16 protein-coding genes are annotated in these 21,513 nt (G+C 57.3%); 5 read left to right on the top strand and 11 right to left on the bottom strand.

Going from position 1 to position 21,513, the window contains the following annotated elements:
* Positions 1-110: 110 nt before the first annotated feature.
* From ACV22V_RS18425 to ACV22V_RS18395, 7 genes are all read right to left on the bottom strand, one after another.
* A complete protein-coding gene (locus ACV22V_RS18425) occupies positions 111-1,076 on the bottom strand; it encodes a sce7725 family protein (RefSeq protein WP_448014963.1) in 966 nt (321 codons plus the stop codon).
* A 26-nt stretch (positions 1,077-1,102) separates the two neighbouring features.
* Complete coding sequence (locus tag ACV22V_RS18420) at positions 1,103-2,035, bottom strand: sce7726 family protein (RefSeq protein ID WP_448014962.1); 933 nt, start codon at positions 2,033-2,035, stop codon at positions 1,103-1,105.
* A gap of 1,317 nt (positions 2,036-3,352) precedes the next feature.
* On the bottom strand, positions 3,353-3,568 hold the full coding sequence (locus tag ACV22V_RS18415; RefSeq protein ID WP_448014960.1) for a BPSL0761 family protein: 216 nt from the start codon (positions 3,566-3,568) through the stop codon (positions 3,353-3,355).
* 451 nt (positions 3,569-4,019) lie between these two features.
* Positions 4,020-5,867: a TniQ family protein gene (locus ACV22V_RS18410; protein WP_448014958.1), complete on the bottom strand. Its 1,848-nt coding sequence runs from the start codon at positions 5,865-5,867 to the stop codon at positions 4,020-4,022.
* A complete protein-coding gene (locus tag ACV22V_RS18405) occupies positions 5,864-6,850 on the bottom strand; it encodes a TniB family NTP-binding protein (protein WP_366823774.1) in 987 nt (328 codons plus the stop codon). The genes ACV22V_RS18410 and ACV22V_RS18405 overlap by 4 nt, the downstream gene beginning before the upstream one ends.
* The gene (locus tag ACV22V_RS18400; protein ID WP_448014956.1) at positions 6,847-8,880 is read right to left on the bottom strand and encodes an integrase catalytic domain-containing protein; all 2,034 of its coding nucleotides are present in this window, start codon (positions 8,878-8,880) and stop codon (positions 6,847-6,849) included. The genes ACV22V_RS18405 and ACV22V_RS18400 overlap by 4 nt, the downstream gene beginning before the upstream one ends.
* Positions 8,877-9,647 carry a hypothetical protein gene (locus ACV22V_RS18395; RefSeq protein ID WP_448014955.1) on the bottom strand — a complete coding sequence of 257 codons (771 nt, stop codon included), beginning with the start codon at positions 9,645-9,647 and terminating at the stop codon, positions 8,877-8,879. Before ACV22V_RS18395 ends, ACV22V_RS18400 begins: the two co-directional genes overlap by 4 nt.
* A 245-nt stretch (positions 9,648-9,892) precedes the next feature.
* Between ACV22V_RS18395 and ACV22V_RS18390 the strand changes: the two genes are divergently transcribed.
* From ACV22V_RS18390 to ACV22V_RS18370, 5 genes are all read left to right on the top strand, one after another.
* The gene (locus tag ACV22V_RS18390) at positions 9,893-10,180 is read left to right on the top strand and encodes a DUF6471 domain-containing protein (RefSeq protein WP_212161744.1); all 288 of its coding nucleotides are present in this window, start codon (positions 9,893-9,895) and stop codon (positions 10,178-10,180) included.
* Between the two features lie 388 nt (positions 10,181-10,568).
* Positions 10,569-12,260: a site-specific DNA-methyltransferase gene (locus ACV22V_RS18385; RefSeq protein WP_448014954.1), complete on the top strand. Its 1,692-nt coding sequence runs from the start codon at positions 10,569-10,571 to the stop codon at positions 12,258-12,260.
* Complete coding sequence (locus ACV22V_RS18380) at positions 12,257-14,755, top strand: DEAD/DEAH box helicase (protein ID WP_448014953.1); 2,499 nt, start codon at positions 12,257-12,259, stop codon at positions 14,753-14,755. The genes ACV22V_RS18385 and ACV22V_RS18380 overlap by 4 nt, the downstream gene beginning before the upstream one ends.
* A gap of 289 nt (positions 14,756-15,044) precedes the next feature.
* Positions 15,045-15,680: a hypothetical protein gene (locus tag ACV22V_RS18375; RefSeq protein ID WP_448014952.1), complete on the top strand. Its 636-nt coding sequence runs from the start codon at positions 15,045-15,047 to the stop codon at positions 15,678-15,680.
* On the top strand, positions 15,677-16,384 hold the full coding sequence (locus ACV22V_RS18370) for a PIN domain-containing protein (protein WP_448014951.1): 708 nt from the start codon (positions 15,677-15,679) through the stop codon (positions 16,382-16,384). The genes ACV22V_RS18375 and ACV22V_RS18370 overlap by 4 nt, the downstream gene beginning before the upstream one ends.
* A gap of 313 nt (positions 16,385-16,697) precedes the next feature.
* On the opposite strand, the gene ACV22V_RS18365 is transcribed toward ACV22V_RS18370, so the two are convergent.
* From ACV22V_RS18365 to ACV22V_RS18350, 4 genes are all read right to left on the bottom strand, one after another.
* Entirely contained in the window at positions 16,698-17,264 is a 567-nt protein-coding gene (locus ACV22V_RS18365; protein WP_448014949.1) for an AAA family ATPase, read from the bottom strand.
* Positions 17,265-17,550: 286 nt separating this feature from the next.
* Positions 17,551-18,201: a DUF7002 family protein gene (locus ACV22V_RS18360; RefSeq protein WP_448014948.1), complete on the bottom strand. Its 651-nt coding sequence runs from the start codon at positions 18,199-18,201 to the stop codon at positions 17,551-17,553.
* A 21-nt stretch (positions 18,202-18,222) separates the two neighbouring features.
* Positions 18,223-19,818, bottom strand: coding sequence for an adenylosuccinate synthetase (locus tag ACV22V_RS18355; RefSeq protein WP_448014946.1), 1,596 nt, complete (start codon positions 19,816-19,818; stop codon positions 18,223-18,225).
* Positions 19,819-19,850: 32 nt separating this feature from the next.
* The gene (locus tag ACV22V_RS18350) at positions 19,851-21,095 is read right to left on the bottom strand and encodes an ImmA/IrrE family metallo-endopeptidase (RefSeq protein ID WP_448014945.1); all 1,245 of its coding nucleotides are present in this window, start codon (positions 21,093-21,095) and stop codon (positions 19,851-19,853) included.
* Positions 21,096-21,513 lie beyond the last annotated feature (418 nt).

The following is a 21,513-nucleotide window of genomic DNA, read 5'->3' as shown; positions in this document are numbered from 1 at the left end:
CGATACGCTCACGCGGCTTTGTGTTGTCGATGCCTAAAATGATGAACAAGCTTCAAATGTAGGGCGCCCCATCACAGGGATTTTTCGGCCAATTGCTAAGCGGGCCATACTCAGAGCTCGCCGGCGAGCAATTGACACATTAGCGCAAGATGGTGATAAATCTGCCGCTCTTTATTTTTGGGTAGTCCCGGGAAGTGCTGAGTCGCAACGTCGTTTGCGTAGGCCTGCAGTGCTTCGTCGTCGCCGAACGCCCGGGGAGCAGCACGAACGCGCTCGACAAGCTTTCCGGCCGCCTGGAGAAACTTCTCCCCGACCGTCCCGACGTCGCGCTCGATGTCGTCGGAAACCAAATGCTCAACCCAGACCTCCGCGCCTCGCTCCTTGTACGTGGCGTGAATCGCGACCGCCGATGGTTGACCGCCCCCTGCTTCAAATGTTGCGCCCAGGATTGTGTAGTCGCCGAACCCGACTGCCACGTTCTGAAAATTGAGGTGACGGTCGGTGAAAAACTCGACACCTTCGTAGTCGGAATTGCGCGCTTTGCGCTGAAAGTCGTCGCGGATGTCGACGACCTTATCGCGAGGGAGGAGTGCACGATGTGCGGCGCTCATGCGCTCCTGAAGATTTACATGGAAACGGATGTTCGCCCGCTCGGCCAGCCGTTGCGCATTGGCCTCGGTGAGTCGGGCGTTCATGTAAAGCAGGGCGACGTCGCGTCCTCGATACTGTGCGAGAAAGTCCCTGATTTGCGGAACCGTTATCGTAGGCGTACACAGCAGACCTGGAATGAGTGCGGCGTGTGTATTGATGGCTTCTTCGACCGGTTCAATCCAACCGTCAAAATCGCCAGCGTGAAAATCGTGCTGATGGGGGTTAGTAACGACAACCAGATTGTCGTCGGCTTCGCCGAACTCGTTCAGCAGTCGCACCAACGGGGCGGCGGCGCGATTAACTGGTTCTAGGATGGGAACTAGAACGTTGCGGACGGGGTAGTTAGCACGCAGCGAGCGCAACGCCAGAAGCTCAGACTGACGAGCATAAAGATATGGGAAGTACAAGGTCCGGCCCTCTTGCATTCCGCCGTTCAGACGGAGAGAGCATCTCAGGCAAGCGCGTAGCTGATGTCCTCTCTCAGAGCAGAGAGTGCGGTTTCTCTCTGTCGCCCCGACAACGGGGTGGCATAGCCGAGCACGCGCAAGCTCTCCGGCAGCGCGGTCACAAAACGCACGGTATCCCCGTCGGTTTTCCTATTTCTTAATGCGCGTACGAAGATATCATGCGCTTCCAATGAGGTAAACTCTTGGAACACTCCGCGGCAATATGCTTGGATAATCGCAGATGGTTTTACGACCGGCTCGCCAGTTTTAAGCGACACTGCCTCGACATACTCTGCTCTCTGAAGGCAGCTGAAGATAGTTTTGGGGGTAACGTTCTGTCGGTTGGTCGACGGCTCGCGAATTTGTCGCAAGGAGCCCCGCTCGGTAAGCGCGAGAACTCCGACGCGCGGGTCGACGATTTCCGCATAGCTTTCGGCACAGCGTGGATGAGTCACTAGACACACCCGGTCGAATGCAGCCAGATAGTCTGATGTCTGCGTGGTGAGCCGTCGTGGCGTGTCGAATTCCGTTTTAATTTCGTAAGCGGTCGATGTGCCGTTGAAAACTGCAACGTCAACGATTGAACGTCCGACTGGCAACTCGACGTGCAGGGATGCCGTGTTCGGACTGTGCCTACCGAAGACAATCCGGCTCGCGATTTCGGTCTTATAGACGAATTCGTTGCGATATGCGCGGCGCATCTCTCGCCACGCTGAATCGAATAGCGACGCGAGCGATTGCGCCTCCGACGTTGGAGTCAGCAGCCCGTGTTCCGCTAAGAAGCCGAGCGCAACCTGCCAGTTACCAGACCGGGCGATGTTCGCAAAAACCGGCCGCGTGAACATGCGCGCGAGAATGCGCAGGCGCTCCGCCGGACTCAGAGCCCGGCACTTGGCGCGCGGTTTAGCTGGTGGAATGACGGATTGTGAAGCAGGCATTCGGGTCGGATGTTTTCGTTGGCGTCTGTACCATCCGTATAGGATGAGCGCTATTGTAATGCTCGCGCCGGTGCGGTTGCCATGTCGACGAAATCGGTGGTAGCTACTTTTGTAGCCAGCTCGTGCCGATGACGCTGAGCGCAGTTATACCCTAGGGTTTCGCTGCCGTATACGACTGTTGCCGACCCTTTGTCACGCACAAAATCAACGTACATGTGTCATCGGTGGCAAGTGCCTTCAGCAGGCCACCAAAAATGAGAGCCATATCGAGCCATCGGGTAAAACTATAGAGATATGGCGTTGATTTGTACAATCTATGATTTGTTGCTTTCGTTTTGGCGGCGAGAACTCTATACGTTTCTGCAGTGCATTTGTGCCTGCCCGCCGAGTCATCGGGCCGCCGGGCAGGAGGGCCGCCCAACCCGTCCGGTTGGCTTCGGTGGCACGACGCAATGCCGCTTGCGTGAACGGGGGCTGAATCCACCGGCAGCGCGCAGGGGATAGCCGAGACTGCGGGGATTAGCGTCTGAGACATCGGCAACGGGATGGCGAAGCTAGCGTCCCGGAAGGCGCGTAGAGGCTGGCGGGCGAGGCGGCTCCATACCGGTGACAATGCGGGTGGCGATGCTGAGTGGAAGGCTTTCCCGGGCATATGCCGTAGGGAGGGCTGGGCTCAGCCTCACCACCCAGCGACTCAAACCCATAGATTTGCTCAGGGCTGAGCCTTTGGGGAAGCGCGTAGGTCGAGATGACGTGCAATTCGTCTAATTCCGGAAAGACGGCTTAGCGAGTCAAAGGTTGAAGGGTTGGCCCGAACGCTTCGACCAAGTTGGATGATTCAATTGACGAGATGGCATGCTCAGACTTCTGACGACGGCGCGGCATCGCCAGTCTGTACTCAAGGCAGACTACAGGGCACTCTGACCGGACTGATTCCCATAACGCCGTCGGGTCGTTGTCCTCGGTCTGTGAATCCGGAGAAGCGCGCCGTGCAGCTTCCATCTTTTCCCGGTACGCATTTATAGAACTCACATCGATGTCGAGTTATCCGAATGGATTCTTCGGCAACACCTCGACCAGCTTTCCACGGGTGAGAAGCGCGTGGATATGAGCGCGGCTGACGAAGAGATACTTTGCTGCTTCTTCAACGGTCATGGTGAGCACTCCCCCGTCTGTTGAGGAACCCGGCGACGGGCCGGCGTAGGGACAAAGTTAGCGGTCCCGGCCAGAAAATGAGCCAGGATTGCTACATGTCGTCGCCGTCGCGCCGGCCCAGGATACGCGCCGGATATTCCGGAACTGCTGCTGAGCAGCTCGCTAGTGTTCCGGTGCAGACCAGACTCCCGGCAGCGCTGCAGCGGAAACGTCGAGGTCAATGTCGAGCGGGTAGTGTCGAAGTAGCCGTATTGCGAATGCCTGAATCTCGCTGCGGCTGGCTACGTCGTTGGAAGAAGCGAGCATCGTCAACAATTCGCGCGCTTCAATAACGGCTTTCGTTCGCTCATATGCGGTCGTCATCATCAGCTCCGTCAAGCAGGCGTTCGGTGACGTCCGTGTAGGACGTCACCTCGTTCAGTTCGCACCACCTTTTCCAGATGTACTCACCATCGAGTGACCAGCCTTTCCTGCCGACCAGCTCATAAATACGCCCCGATTGAGTCGTACCCTGCAAAGTGACCGGGTCGAACGTCACTATCGGGGAGCTGACGCGCCCCGACGAGTCAAGCATATCCACGCCAACAAAATGTCGGCTCCCATTCTCCGTCTCGAATATGCACCATCGAGATAACGGAATCTTCGGCAATTCGGAAGCGGGGCGTGGTCTCCAGATGGGCATTGCAGTCTCCTGGCGGTGGTGGAAAGTCATACCCTTCGGTTCTATCGCTTGGACCGGGCGGCACTACGTGCGAGCCCAGCTATGTCCCGACCGGCGCATACATCGCCGGTTGGGACACGTAGGTGGTTCGGCGTATCGTTTGCTCTCTCATGGCGTCAACGATGCGGGCACAAACAGGTCGTGCCCGGCTCTCGCCCCGATAACGGCCAGCCGGCCGAGGTCGGCGACACGAATCAGCCCGCCCCGCATGGCGCCATCAGGAAGCTGTTTCGCACCGACCAGTTCGACGCCGGGCAGCAAGCGCGATAGCGCCGACGACTTCGTGCCCATGGCACGCGCGAGGTCCGCCAGCGGAACATAGGCTTGCCGGAACTCCAGCAATTGGTGCGGCAGCACGACACGACAAGGCTGGCCACGTCGTTGAATCAATTCCGACGCCAGCAGCCCTTCGTCCGCCCAGTTTTGGATGGACTCCCATTTCCATCCGGTCGCTTTGGCCAGTTGCTGAATCGACATGCCGGCCTCGAGCAGCGGCGTGCCGAAATACCGTGACACGTCCCCCCTCAGGAAGGACATTTCGCCCAGTGTCCGACCATGCGCGACGGCTTTCACGTCGCCGTTTGCGATGGCCTGCATCAGCGATTCAATTGCTCGTCGGTCACCCATACGTCGACTGGTCAGCTCCGCCCATGTGAGCGTCGAATCTTCAGCCAGTGCAGCTGGTTCAGCCCACCGCTCCGCACGCTCATATAAATCCACGATGGACTGACGCTCGACCGGGCCGCCCTTCATCAGGTCTTCGCGCCAGCGGACGTCCGAACGGATTACGCCGGCAGCTTTCATGCGTTCGAGGACGATGGGTGGAACGGCCGCCAGTTCACAGGCGTCGACATCGGAAATCCAACCGGCGCGTTGTCGCTGGATACGCTCAACCTCAGCGCATGGAATTTCGAACAGCTGGCCACGCGTGCCTGTGCGCCGTGCACGGTGCTCGCACTCGCCATCGAGAATGGATTCATGCAAACGTGAAACGCTGACGCCAATGGCCTTCGCGGCATCTGGCGCGCGCATGTATCCAGTCGCATCCTCGGCCATTGCTTTGGCCGAATCCAGGCCCAGGACGCAATCGGACTTCTGGGCAGCGACATCGATGATGATTTGCAGTAGGGGCTCGAGCGTCGTGCCCTGGCACACCTTGCGCAGACTGATGTACCAGTCGCCGAGCAAGGTGTTCAGTGTGCGGGCATCCTTGCGACCGGCGGCAATGCGCTGCTCGACGTGACTCCGAAAACCGGTTGGCCAGTCGGTCAACAAGGCTTCGAGCGGCGAGAGGAATTCGACCGCGTCGGTGACGAATTTCGGCAATGCCGCGCCGCGCGGCAACCCGGGGCGCGTCGGGTCCGTATATTGGCAGAGCGTACGGATGACCTTCACCAGCACATTGATGTCCACGCCGTGCAGGGGCGGCTTCACGCTGCCAGCCTGCTGCCCATTGCTCGCAATCAGCGTCGACAGCCACTGCTGCGCCCGGGTCGCCGGCACACGCGGCAGGCTGCTCAGGTCATGGCCGCACGAGCACAATCCAATGTAGAGCCGCTCCGGCGAAAGGTGCTTCCCGCACGCGTTGCACTGGTCGACCAGCAGGATTCTGTGGTGCGGACATGCGGTGACATAAGCGTGTTCCCAGTGATGTCGCAGGTAAGGCGATTCAGCCAGACAACCCGGACACACGGCGTCAGACTGAGCACGGTGCAGACGTCCCCAATCCCGGGTGAGGTTTTCCTGCTGCCTGGTGAATTCGGTCCATGCCGGCTCCAGGCCGAGGTTACGCGCTACGTCATCCGTGCGTGTGAGCAAGGCGCGGCGATTGCGCTCGATACCCGCCGTACTTGCCAGGTCGCGCCAGTTGAAAAGGGCATTGTCGGCGGAGAGACGCCGGTAATACCCCATCCCGGATTCGTCGTCCCGGGGGGCATAGGTGAGAACTAGGCTCATTGCTTATCTCCTGATTTTTTTCGAACCGGTATGGACGTCGCGTTGCTCTTCAGAACATGAACGTATGCCTGTTTCAGGGCCGCCGGGTCCACGCCCGGGCCATCGATTCCCGAATCCTGGAAAGCCAGTCTGTGCGGTGACCCAGCGTGGCTGACGTATTCAGTCACCTTCTGGCAGTCCGCGTATGTAATGGCGCGCGGTGCTTCCTTCGCCAGCAAACTCGCCAGCTCGCGCATAAAGTCAGCGAGGACCCCAATCAGCCCGCCGGTTAGCAGATAGCTTTGCTGCATCAGCACACGAGGGGGCACGTCAATCGGATATCCAACCGCGGAAAACATGCGCACATAGTTCGCGACACACGACATGTAGGCTGCCATCTGGTCGGCAATGCTTGAGTCGTACGGCAGGAAAAACCGTGCAGGACAAGCACGGCGACGCAGCTGTTCATTCGCTGAAAAAAGTCGTTCGAGTCGCGGAATGCCGAAGAGAATCAGCGTCATGCCGAGCGTGTCCGTCAGGGTCTTGAGCCAGTCGCTGGCTGTGCGCGGAGGCACCCGTGACCCTTCATCCACGAGGTGCGATATCTCGTCGAAAATCACGACACGTGTGCCGGCCAGGCGAAGCTGCGTCACCATCAAGTCGAACATCGCGCCCGCCGTCATGCTCCCTGGAACCTGGATGCCCAATGCACGCAGCACACTTTTAGGAAGCAGTTTGGCCGTAGCAGATTGGGGCACCTCAACAACCAGGACGGGGACATGGCGCCGTCCATCGATACGGGTTTCTGGGTAGTCGCGAGACAGGTTGGCGATGAGCGAGGATTTGCCCACACCGCTCGGACCAGGAACCCGAACGACTTTGGGCGCAAAGCCAGTAAGGGCGTCATCGATTCGTCGTTTGAGCGCAGTGAGGTGCTCCACAAACATGGGATGCGGAAGTTCGCAGGCCTCAATGTCTCTGCGCAGTTGTTGAGCTGGCGTCACAGCAGTTTCTCTCCGGTGTTTCTGTTTACGATGTGCATCAAAGGCGCGTTGTCGTACGAGATGGCGTCGGGCTGAAGGTCTTCCGCCGGCAACGACTGATTGGTCGAAGGTGCAGGCCCGAACGGCGCTGCCGCTGAAAGCGGCCGGTCGATGGCCCTCCGGACCGCCGAGTCGTCTTTGGCGCGGCGCACGGTTTTCTTGTTTTCCTCGCGCTTACCGCGGGTTCTGCGCTTATCGGCTTTCCCGTTTCCGGTGACCGCCTCGTCCATGTCACGCTCGAATTGGACCTTTTCGTCCGGGACCGTCCAGTTAGCCATGCCCGAATCGAATCGCGCTTTGGCTTCAGCAAAGGTCCACGCCGGCGTGTCCTCACGAACGTGTTCGTGCGTCAGCGTGACGAGCGGAAGGTCATCTCCCTCGTACACGTATGCGTGGCGGAAGTCGTCGGGGTTGTAGACTACGTGGAGCTGCGCGTGGTCGCCGTACTTGGCCAGCAGATACGACATGGCTTTGCCGCGGTACCTGAATCCATGCTCAAGCGTGATTCCCGTCTTGGCGCTCAACACGCACATCTTGTTTTCAAAGAGTGCAGCCATCCATTCACGACGCGCCGGCGGCATGGTGATGGGTTGTCCCATTTCTTCGGTCTGGTAGGTCAGGCGCTCAAGCGGCGTCTTTCCCTTGACCGAATCGACCAGCAGTTCGTCCCAACGCAGCCGGTCGAGCGGGGTGTTGACCCAGACCTCATATAGCCACCTGACAATCCATTTCTCGAACGCGTCGAGGGTCATCAAGTCGTCGCCTAGCGCCTCCGGGTCGCGCACGCCATCCTTTCCTTCAAAGCGCGTGCAGCCCGAGAGAAGCTGCAATGCCTCCTTGAGCGCTCTGTTCAGGCGCTCGATGAATGGTTTGCCTTGAGCTTCCTTTGCTTTGCAGTGCTTGACATCCATTCCAAGCCGCTCAAGGCGGACGATTCGTCCGCCCTTGGTCTCCGGACCATTATCAAAAATGACCAGTACGGGCGTGCCATAAATGTTCAGCGCATGAGCGATACCAAGCTCCTTGAACCGGGCTGCCTTGGCAGGCGTCAGATACATCTCAAGGCACACCAGCGAATCCATCTCGCGCGGCGAACCGATGACGAGGTGCCATCCCACTGGATATCCGGTGCAGACGTCAATTGCGAGCACCAGATAGATGGTCCGGGCGATGCCATGGGGCGTACGAATAACGAATGGCAGGTGAAGAGCATCCTGCTCAATCCGTGCGAACGGGAACGCTGCCCGTATCCGTTGCTTCGCGAACGACTTGCCGGCGACCCGGTTTAGCGGGTCCATCCGGTCGTATTCGGCATCGACGGTCAGGTCATGAATCCTGGCACACACGAACTTCCGACTGATAGCGTGCCTGGCAACATGCAGGCCACGACGACGAGCTTCACGGTTGATGTATCTAGTCAGGTCGAGGACAGTCCACCCGGATTCCGTGACCAGAAATCTGTCCTGGATGACCCCTTCGACAAATTCGACGAGGTCTTTTGAATATCTGGCCGTCGCATTGCCCTTATTTTTGTCACCCTTGAGAACCGGCAGGCCGAGCAGTTGATTCATGTGAGCCCTGTACAGGGTTGCTCGCGACGGAAACGGGCAGACAAGCGGTTTATCTCCGCTTTCCGTCTGATAGGCTTCACGGGCCAGAGGTATCGCTGCGTTAAACGACAAACCTCGTTGCTTCCGGATGGCATCAATACGCCGCAGTGTGTCGTTCAGCAGGCGGACCTTACTGTGCAATTCCGGATTGTCGTATTGGGCGGCAATGCTGACGCGCGGCATTCCCTTTCGATGCAGGACCAGACCGCCTTCCGAAATCTGGGCGCGGATGTCGTCGTATTTGACATAGCGGGCCTCACATTTCTCGGCATCGAAGAGCTGGATGGAGCCGGCATGCAGGCGAGCGTCTATCACCTCGAAGCAGCTGTCCGTTTTTCCGGGCAGCGCCAACTTGTCTCCGGCGCGCAGGTCGGACATCATGGCAGCAGCTCCTCAATCAAACAGAGGTGGCCCAGGTCGCCATATGCGGCCGACAGTTCCAGCGTGGCGCAGATGTGATGATGCGCCAGGTCTGCCTGCAGCACACCAGTGGCTAGCAGTTGAGGAATCAGGCCCGTCGGAATATCGAGGTCGGCACACAGCGCGCGCTGCAGCACCGGGCCGGCTTCGCAATAGCGTTCGACCCGGTCGATGATGTCCGGTGTCAGGTATTCGTGGGCCCGAGCTATTGCCGGCTTCAACAGTTGGGCGTTGACGACGACCGGGTGCCGTTCATCCGCGGGCACGACCACCGTGGAGAGCGGATAGCAGTACGCGTCCATGATTTCCTGGGCCCGCGCGACCTTGGCCCAATACCGGTCGTCGCCCTCGAAGCCCTGAAGTTTTACTTCATACGCGCGCTGTAGGCCATCGGCCTGAACGGTGGCGAAGTCTGGCGTGTACTCGGCTTCCCCGGTGCGACCATCACGCATCCTGCGCGCTTCGGACAGTTCCTCGCGTGTGAACAGCAGCCGTTCACCGACTAGGTCGACGGTAAACGGTTGCTGCTTGAACGAACGTACGCGTGGGTCGACGCTGAGCATGTGCGCTACCAGGCGCTCCGCGTCGGATTCGACGGTAATGTGGCCGTCGGCCTTTTCGGCATAGGTGCCGATTCGGGCCTTACCGTACGTCCGGGCCGTGAGCCGGACACCGGCGTTCGCGGCGCTCCGGCGACTACGGACGCCATAGGATGGTGCGCTTCTCATTTCGCACCTCCGGCTGGCGTTTGCAGTCTGCTGCCGGTCAGGCTGGTCGTCCGGGATGCAACTGCAGCCCGTCGGGCTGGTGAGCTGGAAAGTAAGGATTTTGTCGGCATTCTGTCCTCGCAAAGATGGCTTGCTAAGGACGTGTAGCGCCGCCTGTTTTGCATCGGTCGTATACGACCGAAAATTGCCGTGAGAAAATTCCAATTCCGCAAAAGCAGGGGCGCGAGCAACGTCGAGAGGGAACGATGGAAGAACTGCCGCACAACCGTGTCCGGCTGCCGGGCCAGCCCTACGAGCAGTGGGAAGAAGAAGCGAAGGGGCTGATAGAAGAGGAGATGGTGCGGCGCAAAATCGGCTACAAACAGCTTTCGCGGATGCTCGAGGAGCTGGGAATCGAGGAATCGCCCGACCAGATAAACCGCAAGGTCAATCGCAAACGGTTTTCGGCAGCGTTCCTGGTCGCATGCCTGCGCGCCATGGGTGTGGAGACCATTTTGCTCAAAAAGGAACTGAGCAATGCGAAGGCGAAGTAGGCGGGAGGCCGCCCACTTCGCCGGATTCGTGCATGGCCAGACCTGTTCCATCGCCGGCTCCCGCGTCGTACCCTCTCATAAATAGGGGGCCTGACCGCGCGGGCGGTCGCCAGACGAATACAGGCTCGTTCTTGGCACTGCGTGCCGGCGTTGCACCGGCGTGCGTTTACCACCGTAGGTAATGGTCAGGAGATTTTCAAGCTGGTCGAACTCTCGAGCCGGCGGTCCTATCCATAGTTCGCTGTCGGGCACGCTCGTCAGATTTCATACGGTAGAGATTGGGCGGCGCTTGTCCGTTTTGCGTACGCCAGGATGCAAGCAAGAAGCGCCTCCGTGACGACCTGCACATGCGTAAAATGGCGGGCTGGCGAAAAAATGGTGCTTTTACGTGAACTACGACGACTTGACGCGGGAAGAGTTAATTGCGGTGCTACAGAGGCGCGACGCCTTGGCGCGCTATGGCCTGCGCTGGGAGCGCGACAGTATCTCGCAAGATAAGTCGCTCAATCGCGATTTTGTCGGCTTCGAGCTTAACGAAGAGCTGTCTGTAGGCAACGGGCCCTGGACCAACCTTGTGGTGGAGGGGGATAACTTTGACGCGCTGCGCCACCTAGTCACGACTCATGCCGGCCAGGTCAAACTCATCTACATTGACCCTCCGTACAATACGGGCCGAAAGGATTTTGTCTACAACGACAGCTATTTTGACGCCAACAACAGGTACAGACATTCCACCTGGCTGGAATTCATGTATCAGCGACTGAGCTTGGCTAAGAATCTCTTGGCGGAAGACGGCGTTATCTTTGTTTCAATTGACGACAATGAATTGTTCAACCTCGGGTTGTTAATGAACCAGGTGTTTGGCGAACAAAACTTTGTCGCTAACGTAATTTGGCAGAAGGTCTTTTCGCCCAAGAACACGGCAGTCCATTTCTCAGACGACCACGAATATGTGCTCGTCTATGCACTTGATAAAGAGAAGTGGCGCCCTAACCCGCTCCCCCGGTCAGCTGACCAAGACAAAGCCTACAAGAATCTCGACAAAGACCCACGCGGCGTTTGGACGTCGGGCGACTTGGCAGCACGGAATTTCTACGGCGAAGGTCGATACCCGATTACATGTCCGTCGGGACGTTTAATTGAAGGACCGCCAGCAGGTTCCTTTTGGCGAGTATCGAAAGCCAAGTTTGAAGCGCTGGATAAAGATGGCCGCATATGGTGGGGTAAGGATGGAAATAACACCCCACGCATTAAGCGATTTCTGTCAGAAGTGAAGCAAGGCGTGGTGCCGCAAACGCTTTGGACCTACGACGAAGTGGGCCACACCCAAGATGCCAAAAAGCAGTTGAACAGCCTGCTGCCAAAGGGGCGAAACGAAGATGTGTTTTCGACTCCCAAACCGCTGCAGTTGATGGACCGCATCTTGCGACTGGCAACCAGGCCAGGCGACCTGGTTGTCGATTTCTTCGCCGGGTCCGGAACTTTGGCTCAAGCCCTGTTGGCGCTGAACAAGGAAGATGGCGGACAACGCAGGTTTGTGCTGGTCTCGAGCACGGAAGCTACTGTCGATGAACCAGAACGCAATCTTTGTCGGGATGTCTGTGCTGCCCGAGTGCAAAAAGCAATTGAAGGCTACGAAAACAGCAACGGTGAGAAAGTCGAAGGCCTTGGCGGGAATTTCGCCTATGTGAAGGCGACTCGGGTGCCGATGCATCGCCTGGAAGAGGGCATCACCGACAACATGGTGTGGACGTTTGCCCTGCAGGCTTGCCGCCATCCTTTGACTTCTGTCACACCGGGTTTTTCGGCATCTGTGCATGACGAACACATGGTGGCCTACTGTGCCAACGTCAAATCTCCCACTCTTGACAAGCTTGAGGCAGCTATCACTCAGCATAGCGGCGTCGCTGTTGTCATGACCTGGGCGCCAGCCGTAGTCGCTGAGCGCCTAGCGGAGCATATGCATCGCATCCGCCTAGTATCGGTGCCACACGACCTGCGCCGCGCATTCAAGCAAGGCAATGCCCGTGATGCTCAAGAAGAACAATCCGATAGCCAAGACCAAGGGGAGCCGGCATGAGCCGCATAACGCCGCTGGAGTTTCAGTCAAAACATATTGGCGCCCTCGTTGCCCGATTTGAAGACCTGAAGGCGACCTATGATGCCTTGGGTCCCAAGCCCAACCCCAAGCAGTTGACCGCAGCCCGGCAGAACGGGGCGTGCGTCATGCTTCAAGCTCCGACCGGCATTGGCAAGACGCTGATGGCCTGCGAACTGCTGGCGGAGTTCTCCACCAAAGACCGGATTATTTGGTTCTGGTTTTCACCGTTCACGGGAGTGTTGGCCCAGGCTAGGGCCGCGCTTAACCGTCAGGCACCGACGCTCAACCTGCTGAGCATTGACTTTGACCGGAGTCCTGACAAGCTTGCCGACGGCAGCATTTTTGTAATGTCCTGGCAGACTGTCGCCGCGAGAAGCAAGGAGAGTCGCCTGGCTCGACAGGATAGCGATGCAGGCTGGTCCATTGATGAATTGATATTTGCAGCTCGGGCTCAGGGCTACCGCATCGGTGTAGTCGTTGATGAAGCGCACCACGGGTTTGTGCGCGCCACAGAGGCCGGGCGCTTCTTCTCCCAAGTTCTCGCGCCGGACTACGTTCTGTTGATGACTGCGACGCCCAGGGACGCTGATGCAGGCAAGTTCGCGGCGCAGACGGGCTACCGCATTGGGTCGCCGAGCGAGTGGGCGTCCGTATCGCGTGCGGAAGGCGTTGAGGCGCAACTCCTCAAGCGCTCCGTCAAAGCAGCTCGCTTCATCAGCCAGAACGCCGACGATGCCCAGTTGGTGGCTTACGAGGAGGTTGCGCTGTCCGAGTGTGCTGCCATGCATCGGCTCATCAAGAAGACGCTCGCTGAAGAGGGGGTTGGCCTGACACCTCTGATGCTCGTGCAAGTGCCGAATGGTGGCCAAGCCATCAAAGACGCCAAAGCCTACCTGATTGATGTTCTGAAGTTTCCCGAGTCGGCTGTCCGTGAACATACCGCTGACGAACCGGACCCTAACCTGGATGCCTTGGCGAATGACCCCAGCGTAGAGGTAATTTTGTTCAAGATGGCCATTGCTACAGGCTTTGATGCTCCCCGGGCATTCACCCTGGCCGCCCTCCGCGGAACGCGCGATGTCGATTTTGGCGTGCAGGTGGTTGGTCGCATCATGCGGGTGCATCGCAGCCTGCAGGGGCGCCTGAACACGCTGCCAAAGCTGCTGAGCTACGGTTACGTCTTCCTGGCGAACAGCGCCGCGCAGGAGGGGTTGGTAAATGCCGCAGCGCAAATCAACCAGATGCCAGAGCAGATGGCACAGGCAGCGGCATCTACGGTCGTCACAGTGATTGCCGGCGAGCCGGTTGTGCAAGTGGTCAAGCCTGGCCAGTCACTGACCCTGCTGCCCCAAGAAGAATATCGGCCGGCGACCGTGGCCACAGTTGACAAGCAAGGTGCCGTACCAGGGTATGTGCCTACGCCACTTTTTAGCGAGCAATCGCCGCTTTTCCAAGTGCTGACTACCCCGCCTTCCGGATTTTCGTCCGGGTACACGGAGGGGCGCACACTGCTAACCAAGGCATTCGAGCTGGACGCGCAACACGACCTGCAGTTTGTCTATAAACGCCGTGAAGGCACGCCAGGCTCGCTGGTAACTGAAACTCTCCCTGCAGTCCCGGATGACTTTGAAGAGCGCCTGGTGAGCTGCATTGACTTTACCAAGGTACTGGGTGACCGCCTGAAGGTACGCTCGAAGATGACTGAGCGCACTACCGATGTCTTCGACTCTGCCAGCGCCGTCGAGGACCGTGACATCTGGGCGCAAGTGTCCGTTCCGATGATTGCTGAAAAGGCCCGTCAGCTGGCGTTCGAGTTTGATGATGTGGACCGCCGAGAGATGCTCCAAGCGCTAAAAAAGCGATTCAAGGATACGCTTGTGGCAGAGGGTCATGTGCCGCCGGAATCCGACGAAGAGCTGACCCACCAACTGGAGTTGGTCCTTGTCCGTAACCCCAACCTGGTCAAGGAGGCGCACAAGCGCATGCGGGCTGAGCAGGTGCAGGCCGCAATGGTTCACCTTCCCGACACGTTGGTGAGTGAGACTCCATTGGAGCCGGCCGCGCGAAATGTCTATGGCGTGTTCCCGGCCGATATGAGCCTGCAAGAGCGTGAATTTGCTGAGCAATTGGACACATCCTCGGATGTGATTTGGTGGCACCGCAATCCGGTGCGTAAACCATCGAGTGTGGCGCTCTATAAGTGGGCCGACGGCATCGGTTTTTTTCCGGACTTTGTACTACAGGTCAAGGAACGCACCGAAGGCGATGGGGTGGCACTGTCCGAAGTGAAGGGCCCCCATCTGCAACACTTCGACCGTGCCAAGGCCGCAGCCGTGCACATCAAGTACGGTCGTGTGTTCATGGTCGGCAAGGAGTTGGGCAGCGATGGCAGCTTCCATTTCTGGCGGAAAGTCAGCGACGGCAATCTCGTTGACGACGGGAAGTTCGAATTGCCTAGAATGCGCTACTCTTAATTGATGGACGCCCTCACAGCGCTGTGCGATTCACGGAAAATTTCTCGTTCGGCCGGTACACGCTTGTCTGAAGGCCATCGAGTTAGCGGTCTCTGTCTCAGCAGTGACAAAAGACACTAATCGACCTCTGCGGTCAATCTTGCCGTAGCGTGAGCATGAAAGCATAGAATCGATGCAACACGGTCCCTCGTTGACGGATAATGGAGATTCTCCCGTCCGCGAGGAGTGTCACGCAGACCCCAAACAGTAGAGAAGCTTTCGCCGGATTACCTTTGACGAAGGACCTATCATGAAGCAGTTCCAGGACCTGTCGATTGACGTTGCAGGAATAGATGAGCAGACAGCTGTACGGAAGATAGCTGAATCCCTTCCAGGCGAGTGGGTCAGAGAGAACGACCGCGACGTTGACTTGGCAGTGTCGATAAATGGCAAGCTTTACGCGTTTGAGTTCAAGTCGTCCCGAGGATTACCAGCATCTAAGCTGTTTGCAACGCGGGTGACCAATGGATTGCGGGTGACAAACATCCTGCCGATTGACGCCGACGAACTGTCAGTTGATGAGTACAACGCGATACTTCAGCAATTCGTCCAGCAAGCTATTGAAGGGAAATTTCCGTATCATCTTTCCCAGCCAGAGGTGAAATTGACGGACCTAGTTGGCGAGCCCGCCGCAGGTCTGTTCTATGACTTTTCTCGTAATGCGAACAGGGCAACGGGCCGTCTCCACGATGCCGATGAAGGGCGTTGGTTTGAATTTCTCTATTCGCTCACAGATAAATATCGAAAACTCAAACCGTCTGAACTCCAACGTTTTCTCATCGAAGATGGCTGGCCTGAAGATAAGGCCGTTGAACTTGTCGAAGACTTTGAATATGGACTCGCCGCAATGACGTTCGCAGTATCGAAAAAGAGGCCGAACGCATGACGAATCTTTGTATTGTTGATGCTGTAGAAGCTATCTTACATACTCCAGCACCAGTGCTGTTGATTGACACGTCATCGGTACTCGATATTCTGCGTGCGCCAATACGCGAAAACTATAAGCACAAGTTACCTGAGTACGCGGATAAGTTAATTCAAAAGGCGAAAGCGCCGCAGAGAGGTATATGGCTCATTATTACAAGTGTCGTGGAAAGGGAGTTCAATGAGAACCATGAGCCAGTCGCCGGTGACGTCGCCAAGACCGTTAACGACGTCGAAGCTCGCGCGAATGGCATCAACCAAACTATGGCTTCTCTCGGCCTCCAGACATCAAATATCAGATTCCAAGATAAATCTCAGCTTCAGGCTACGCTTCTTAAACGAGCTCGGGATTTTCTGAAGGAGTGCATCATCCTAGACAGAGACCAAACTGTTGCAATGAGAGCAATTGATAGAGAGGCTGAGAAGAAGGCGCCGTCCGGAGACGGCAAAGGTCAGTCAAGAGACTGTCAGATACTTGAGCACTTTCTGGAATTGACAATGCAACTACGAAATAATGCCTTCGGGAACTGCATCGGATTTGTGACAAACAACTCGAAAGACTATGGCCCTGTAGGTTCTCCCAAAGAACCGATAGACCAAGAATTCGATGCATGGGACATAATTTACGGAAACAACTTCGCTTGGGCTTATTCGAACGTTAAGTAGTTTTTATGTCTACGGAACCTACACGGCTTACATCGCCGAATGTTGCCGCATTGCTTTACACGTATTACTTCGGGAAGTGAAGGGCAGGAAACACGGACACCAAGTTTGTCGTACCAAATATTGATGGCGGTGCGATACAAGCCGGGAGAGGCTCGCTTCAATTAGCGAATGGACAATCACCAGGTCCTCCGGTCATAGCCCGCGCGCCGGCCACCCTTTGTCCAGATTATCTATTAAAAATATAGGCCTCGTTCTTGCTTTTCAGGCATCGATGGTCATTGCATGGGCTCCACACTGACCGACCGGTGAAATGCTACTCGCATTGATGCGAAATAATCAGCTCCGCGAGGTTTGCCGTGTTCTCGTCAGTCACGTCGACAACGACGTCCGCAATTTGAATGAGGCTTCGCGCGGCGACCTCGTTGGGGTGCGCTATGGCGTCGTCATACGACGGTGCCGAAAGTCCGGCTGCGTTCTTCGCCAATCTGCTCTCATAGCGCAGCCGAAGCACTTCCTCCGGTGCAGTTAGATGCACATGTACGACATTAACGTGCTCAAGGCTTTTGAAGTGCTCGACCTGTTTCGGTTTCCGCACAGCATCGACTAGCCAGTGGGTCTTGCCGGCGGATGCGTACATGCTTGGCAGCGCGACCTCATCAACTATCCAGCGATAGTCAGTTTCGGCATCGAGCCGGTCCCCAAGTTCCTGAAGACCGCGCCGGTCTGCCGGCAAGTCTTCCCGCTGCGCTTTCTCAATAAGAAAAGCCGAGGAGCGAACATAGTCAAAACCATGCATCGCCACAAGGTAGTCACGCAGTGTAGTTTTTCCCACAGCGAGGGGGCCGCTCAACAACACAAGGAAACGTGTGGCTTCGGACATAAAGAATACACCTTTATTTCAAAGTCTGAGCGTCACTATACGGAGACATGGCGCTGATACCAGTTACCTCTGGAGGTTACCTTCACATGGGGCCATCGAATAAAGTTGCACTCGCTGAGTTGCGTGACGAATTGCTCCGGGCTGCGAAAGCAGCTTCAACACATGGTCATCCGTTGCGCTGGGTGGTGTTCGGTCACTTCGCTAACCGAGTCGAGCGATTGGCACGGGACCACAAGCGACTTTGCAAACTACTAGAACAACAGCAGGCAGTGCGGGACTGATTGTGTCACAGGAGGGGAAGCGCTCCGAGCACGTCCCTTCCCCTTATCCTCCGTACTTCCGTAACAAATTCGGCAATATCCGGGATGCTGTAGTCGACAACAACTTCTACCACTTCCTTCTGAGGAGACCCGTTGCGCCTGGTGGGGTAATCGGCGATGCGACGGAATGTTTCCAGACTCCGAATGTGCGGCATTGGGAACGTGTTGCCGGAGTTCATCGGGCAGAGCCAGACTCGGTCCGCGTGCCTCTCCATAAGAGAGGCGGTGTTGATGGTCAGAACATCATGCTCCAACCTTTTATAGGCGCGCGCATTGAGCAAGCCAAACAGTCGATGCTCTTGCGCCCACATGAAAACCTTGCTGTTCAGAAACTGGTACCACTGCGTCGGCGTGACGCCCTGAAGTGCTCTTTCAAGTCGAGTAGGTTCCATGGGCTTCTGGTCGCGAAGAATAATTTGGTTCCCTCCGGGGCCAATTGCTACCTTCTCGGGGCGATGCAATACCTCGTGTGGCGTACGTTCGTCGCCAGTCACGTTGTAGTGGTCGAGCGCCGCGGTCGTGCTGAGAAGCCCCCTTTCCCGGATTGACGGCCAAGTTCCCTGCTCTGCCATGTGGTACAGCGTCGGGTAGCGCTCGATAAATGCATTCAAGTCCATTTTAATTTGCCGTTCTGGTTGTCACCACATACGCCGGTCAATGACGTTGCGCTCATTAAAGGCGGTTGAAATCATCGACACCGGAATACCACTGACCTTTTCTGTTTCTTCAATGAAACGAAGCGTTTCCGCGTTCAGCTGCTCGTACCGGTAGGCCTTCCGATTTTCGATTCCGAAGTAGTCGGCGAACGTGAGAGCGATATCGGTAGGCCCATTCAGCAGCAGGGAACGGCGAAGCTGCGCCCAATCGAATTCTGCGATGCGCCGGGGCCGATGTGTCGTCGAGGTCGTCTCCGTTTTCTTCAATTCGTCGAGGGGAATGCCGGAACGTCGCGAAATTTCCTCAACCGATATCTCCTGGCTCATGAAGCCGGAAGTGTTTCCGGTGTCCGTATCGCCGACACGTATCGGGTATGTGCGGCAGACCATGACCACGCGTCGCACGTGGCGTGCCGACAGCCCGGCTTCGGCAAGGCAACCCGTCGCCGACGTGACCCGAGAAGTCACGTGCGGATAGAACCCGTGATGCAGGCTAAGGGAGGTACCTTGGGTGCCTTCCAGCATTATCTTTCGTCTGCTCGACAGGCACGACGCGAAGAACTCGATGGAGTCCTTGATGTAGTGTTTCAACTCCGGGACATCCTTCGCAAGCAGGACATTCGAGTCGGTTCGGCGGTAAAGTATTTTGCGCGCTGTCGCGGCGCCGACGCCCTGCGCAGTCGAGCCAATCGCCGATTTCAGATACTTGGTCTCCCACGGAATATCGACGGTTTTGTCGATAATCATCGCTTGTGGGTCGATGATGAGCTTGTTGAAGTTGATGTCGAGTTCGCCGATTTCCCGGAGCAGGTGTTCGAGATTGATGACAGCGCCCGCGCCGATAACGAGCGTTGCGTCGCGATTCGAGAGTGCGCCCGACGGTAGCTGATGGAACGTGTAAGGAGACTCGCCAGGACGGAACACCTTGTGACCAGCGTTGGGGCCACCGACCCGAACTAGCACGTCATATTCCGGTGCCAGATAGTGGACGATGTTGCCCTTTCCCTCGCTGCCGTACTGCCCGCCAATCAGCACGTCCACCAAGGGGTCGGCAATCACCGGCCGCACTTCCAATCGCGCAGCGACACGAGCAAAGACATCGTTCGCGTTGCAGCGGTCTGTGTCCATGACCACATCAGCGATTGCCTCAAGGTCCTGCGCCTGCTTTGACAAGGATTGTCGTGACTTCTTGATGCTGCGGGACCCGCCATTTGTTTGACGCTCGCTTACAGCGGCGTCGCTGGCTTTCAGATGGACATGCGTGACGGGCCAACCACTTGCGCGCAGAAATTTAACCTGGTCTACGGAGCGTACCCAATCGATGACGGAGGTGGATTCCTTTGGTGGCTGATACATCAGTTGCTTGTTGACAGCTTCGGCGAGCCACTGGCCACCCGTGCTCTGTTCAAGCTTTTGTGCCGCACGGTCCAATGCCTCGGCCGAATCCGCCCCGGACGCACTGCGAAGAAGGTCTCTCGACCGTATCAGGTTCGCACCGGCCTTCTCACACAGCAGTTTCGCCAGCGTCGATTTGCCCGAGCATAGTCGCCCGGACAAAATAATGAATCTGGGCTTCATTTGCTCTTCTCCGTCTTTTCTTTTAAATCTTCTTAACGGGGCAACATATAAACGGTTGTCGCAACCCCCCGGTCAACCAACACTTCCTGAATCAATTCTTTAACGATATCCCAGTTCGCACCCCCGTGGCCAGTTCCTACTCGCGGCATGTGTACGGACGCGCCGCTCTTCTTGGCGAGGTCATAAACTTTAGCCAGGCAGTCGGCAAGAGCAGCATACCGCAGACGCTGAGTCTGTGATTTTCCGATGCCATGCTGAGCGACCATATGGACAACGGTAATCTGCTCGGCAATGTGCCCTGTAAAGACCTGGCCCAATTCCAACATTTGATTCCTGCCCGGTGCGTCTGCCTGGAACTGTTCCCAAACAGCGGGATACCTGTGCCGCAGATTCGACGCGAAGCCGGCGCCCCCCCAAGGTATATTGAGGTCGGGAATCACATGTGCAATGATTTTCGCGCCATCCCCACGGGGTGCAAGTACATCGCCCTGAACCTCGACGACTTGGGGAACTTCGAGCTTCGTCTCGTCATCGACCACAAAGAGTCCGACGACCCGCGGCGCCAAGCCACCCGGGTAGGGAGCCAGTCCCATGCACTCAACCCTCATCATGGGACCATTTGGCACCCATCGCTCATGCCCGATTGCGGTGAAGCCGATTGCGTTCGCTTCGGTCACTGCGCTTCCGGCCGGAACAGCGTGTCCCGCCGTGACCGGCGATTTCCAGCCAGGCGCGGGAATGACGTAGTCAAGCCGGTATTGACCGTCTTCGTGACGCGAAGCGCAGAAGGCGGCACATCGCGTGGTGGCGAGTTTGGTCAGCCGAATCAGGCAAGCTTCGGCGGACACATCGAACTTTTTGCGAAGCTCGTTTACGGATTGCATTGAGAGTTCGAGCCCCGTCAGTTGCGCGAAGCTACCGAGAGGCATCAGCAGTTCAGCAGCTCCGATATTGCACAAGACCTCGAGCTGCCAGTTGTCTTTGCCAGGGGTGGGGCCTCCGTCGCGATGACGAATCTCATCGGCGCAATCTGGAAAAAGCGAGTGGGCGATTTCGTGGGCGATGGAAAACCGAAGTCGGCCACGGGGCCGCGTTGGGTTGTACTGCAACACCAACTCACCATCAGGCGCTGGTACCGTGCGAGCATCAGGTATATCGCCGCACGCTTCAGCACGCATATTTCGCCACTTGGTAAGCGCCAGTGGGTCGAATGGAGGTCCAGTCCAGCCTTCGTCCATCGCTAGGAGGACGAGTTCCCGAGCCTTTTGCTCCATCATCTCAACGGGGTCGCATCCTGCCGCAAACGTAGTGACCGATGCGTTTGTCCAACGAAATCTGTTTGTCATGAGGGGGTACGGGGAGGTCGGTAGGCGCGAGGCTGCAAAACCTCCAAATTGTACCCAAGCGGGCGCTGTCAAGGGGCGAATGTGGTCTCCAATCGGGACGTGGGTGGGGGCACAGCAGAAATCACGACCGAGGCACAATGTCGTAGATACCGTAGATGCGGCACGTCCTTCACCTCCGTCTTCTCGACGGTGTCGCGGCGGTGGTATTCCGTCCAGGTCCAACTGATTTGGCGGTACCGCGTTCCCTTCGGCTGGTCACGGTGGATGATGTCGAACCCATTCGCGTTGCCGCGGTTGGGCGTCGTGCGTTTGCCAGGAGATGAAACGACGAAGCCAAGGTCACCACGCT

The organism is Burkholderia sp. AW33-5 (assembly GCF_053427615.1).
Note: the sequence above shows the minus strand (reverse complement) of the source record. Positions and strands in the feature narration are given on the sequence as shown.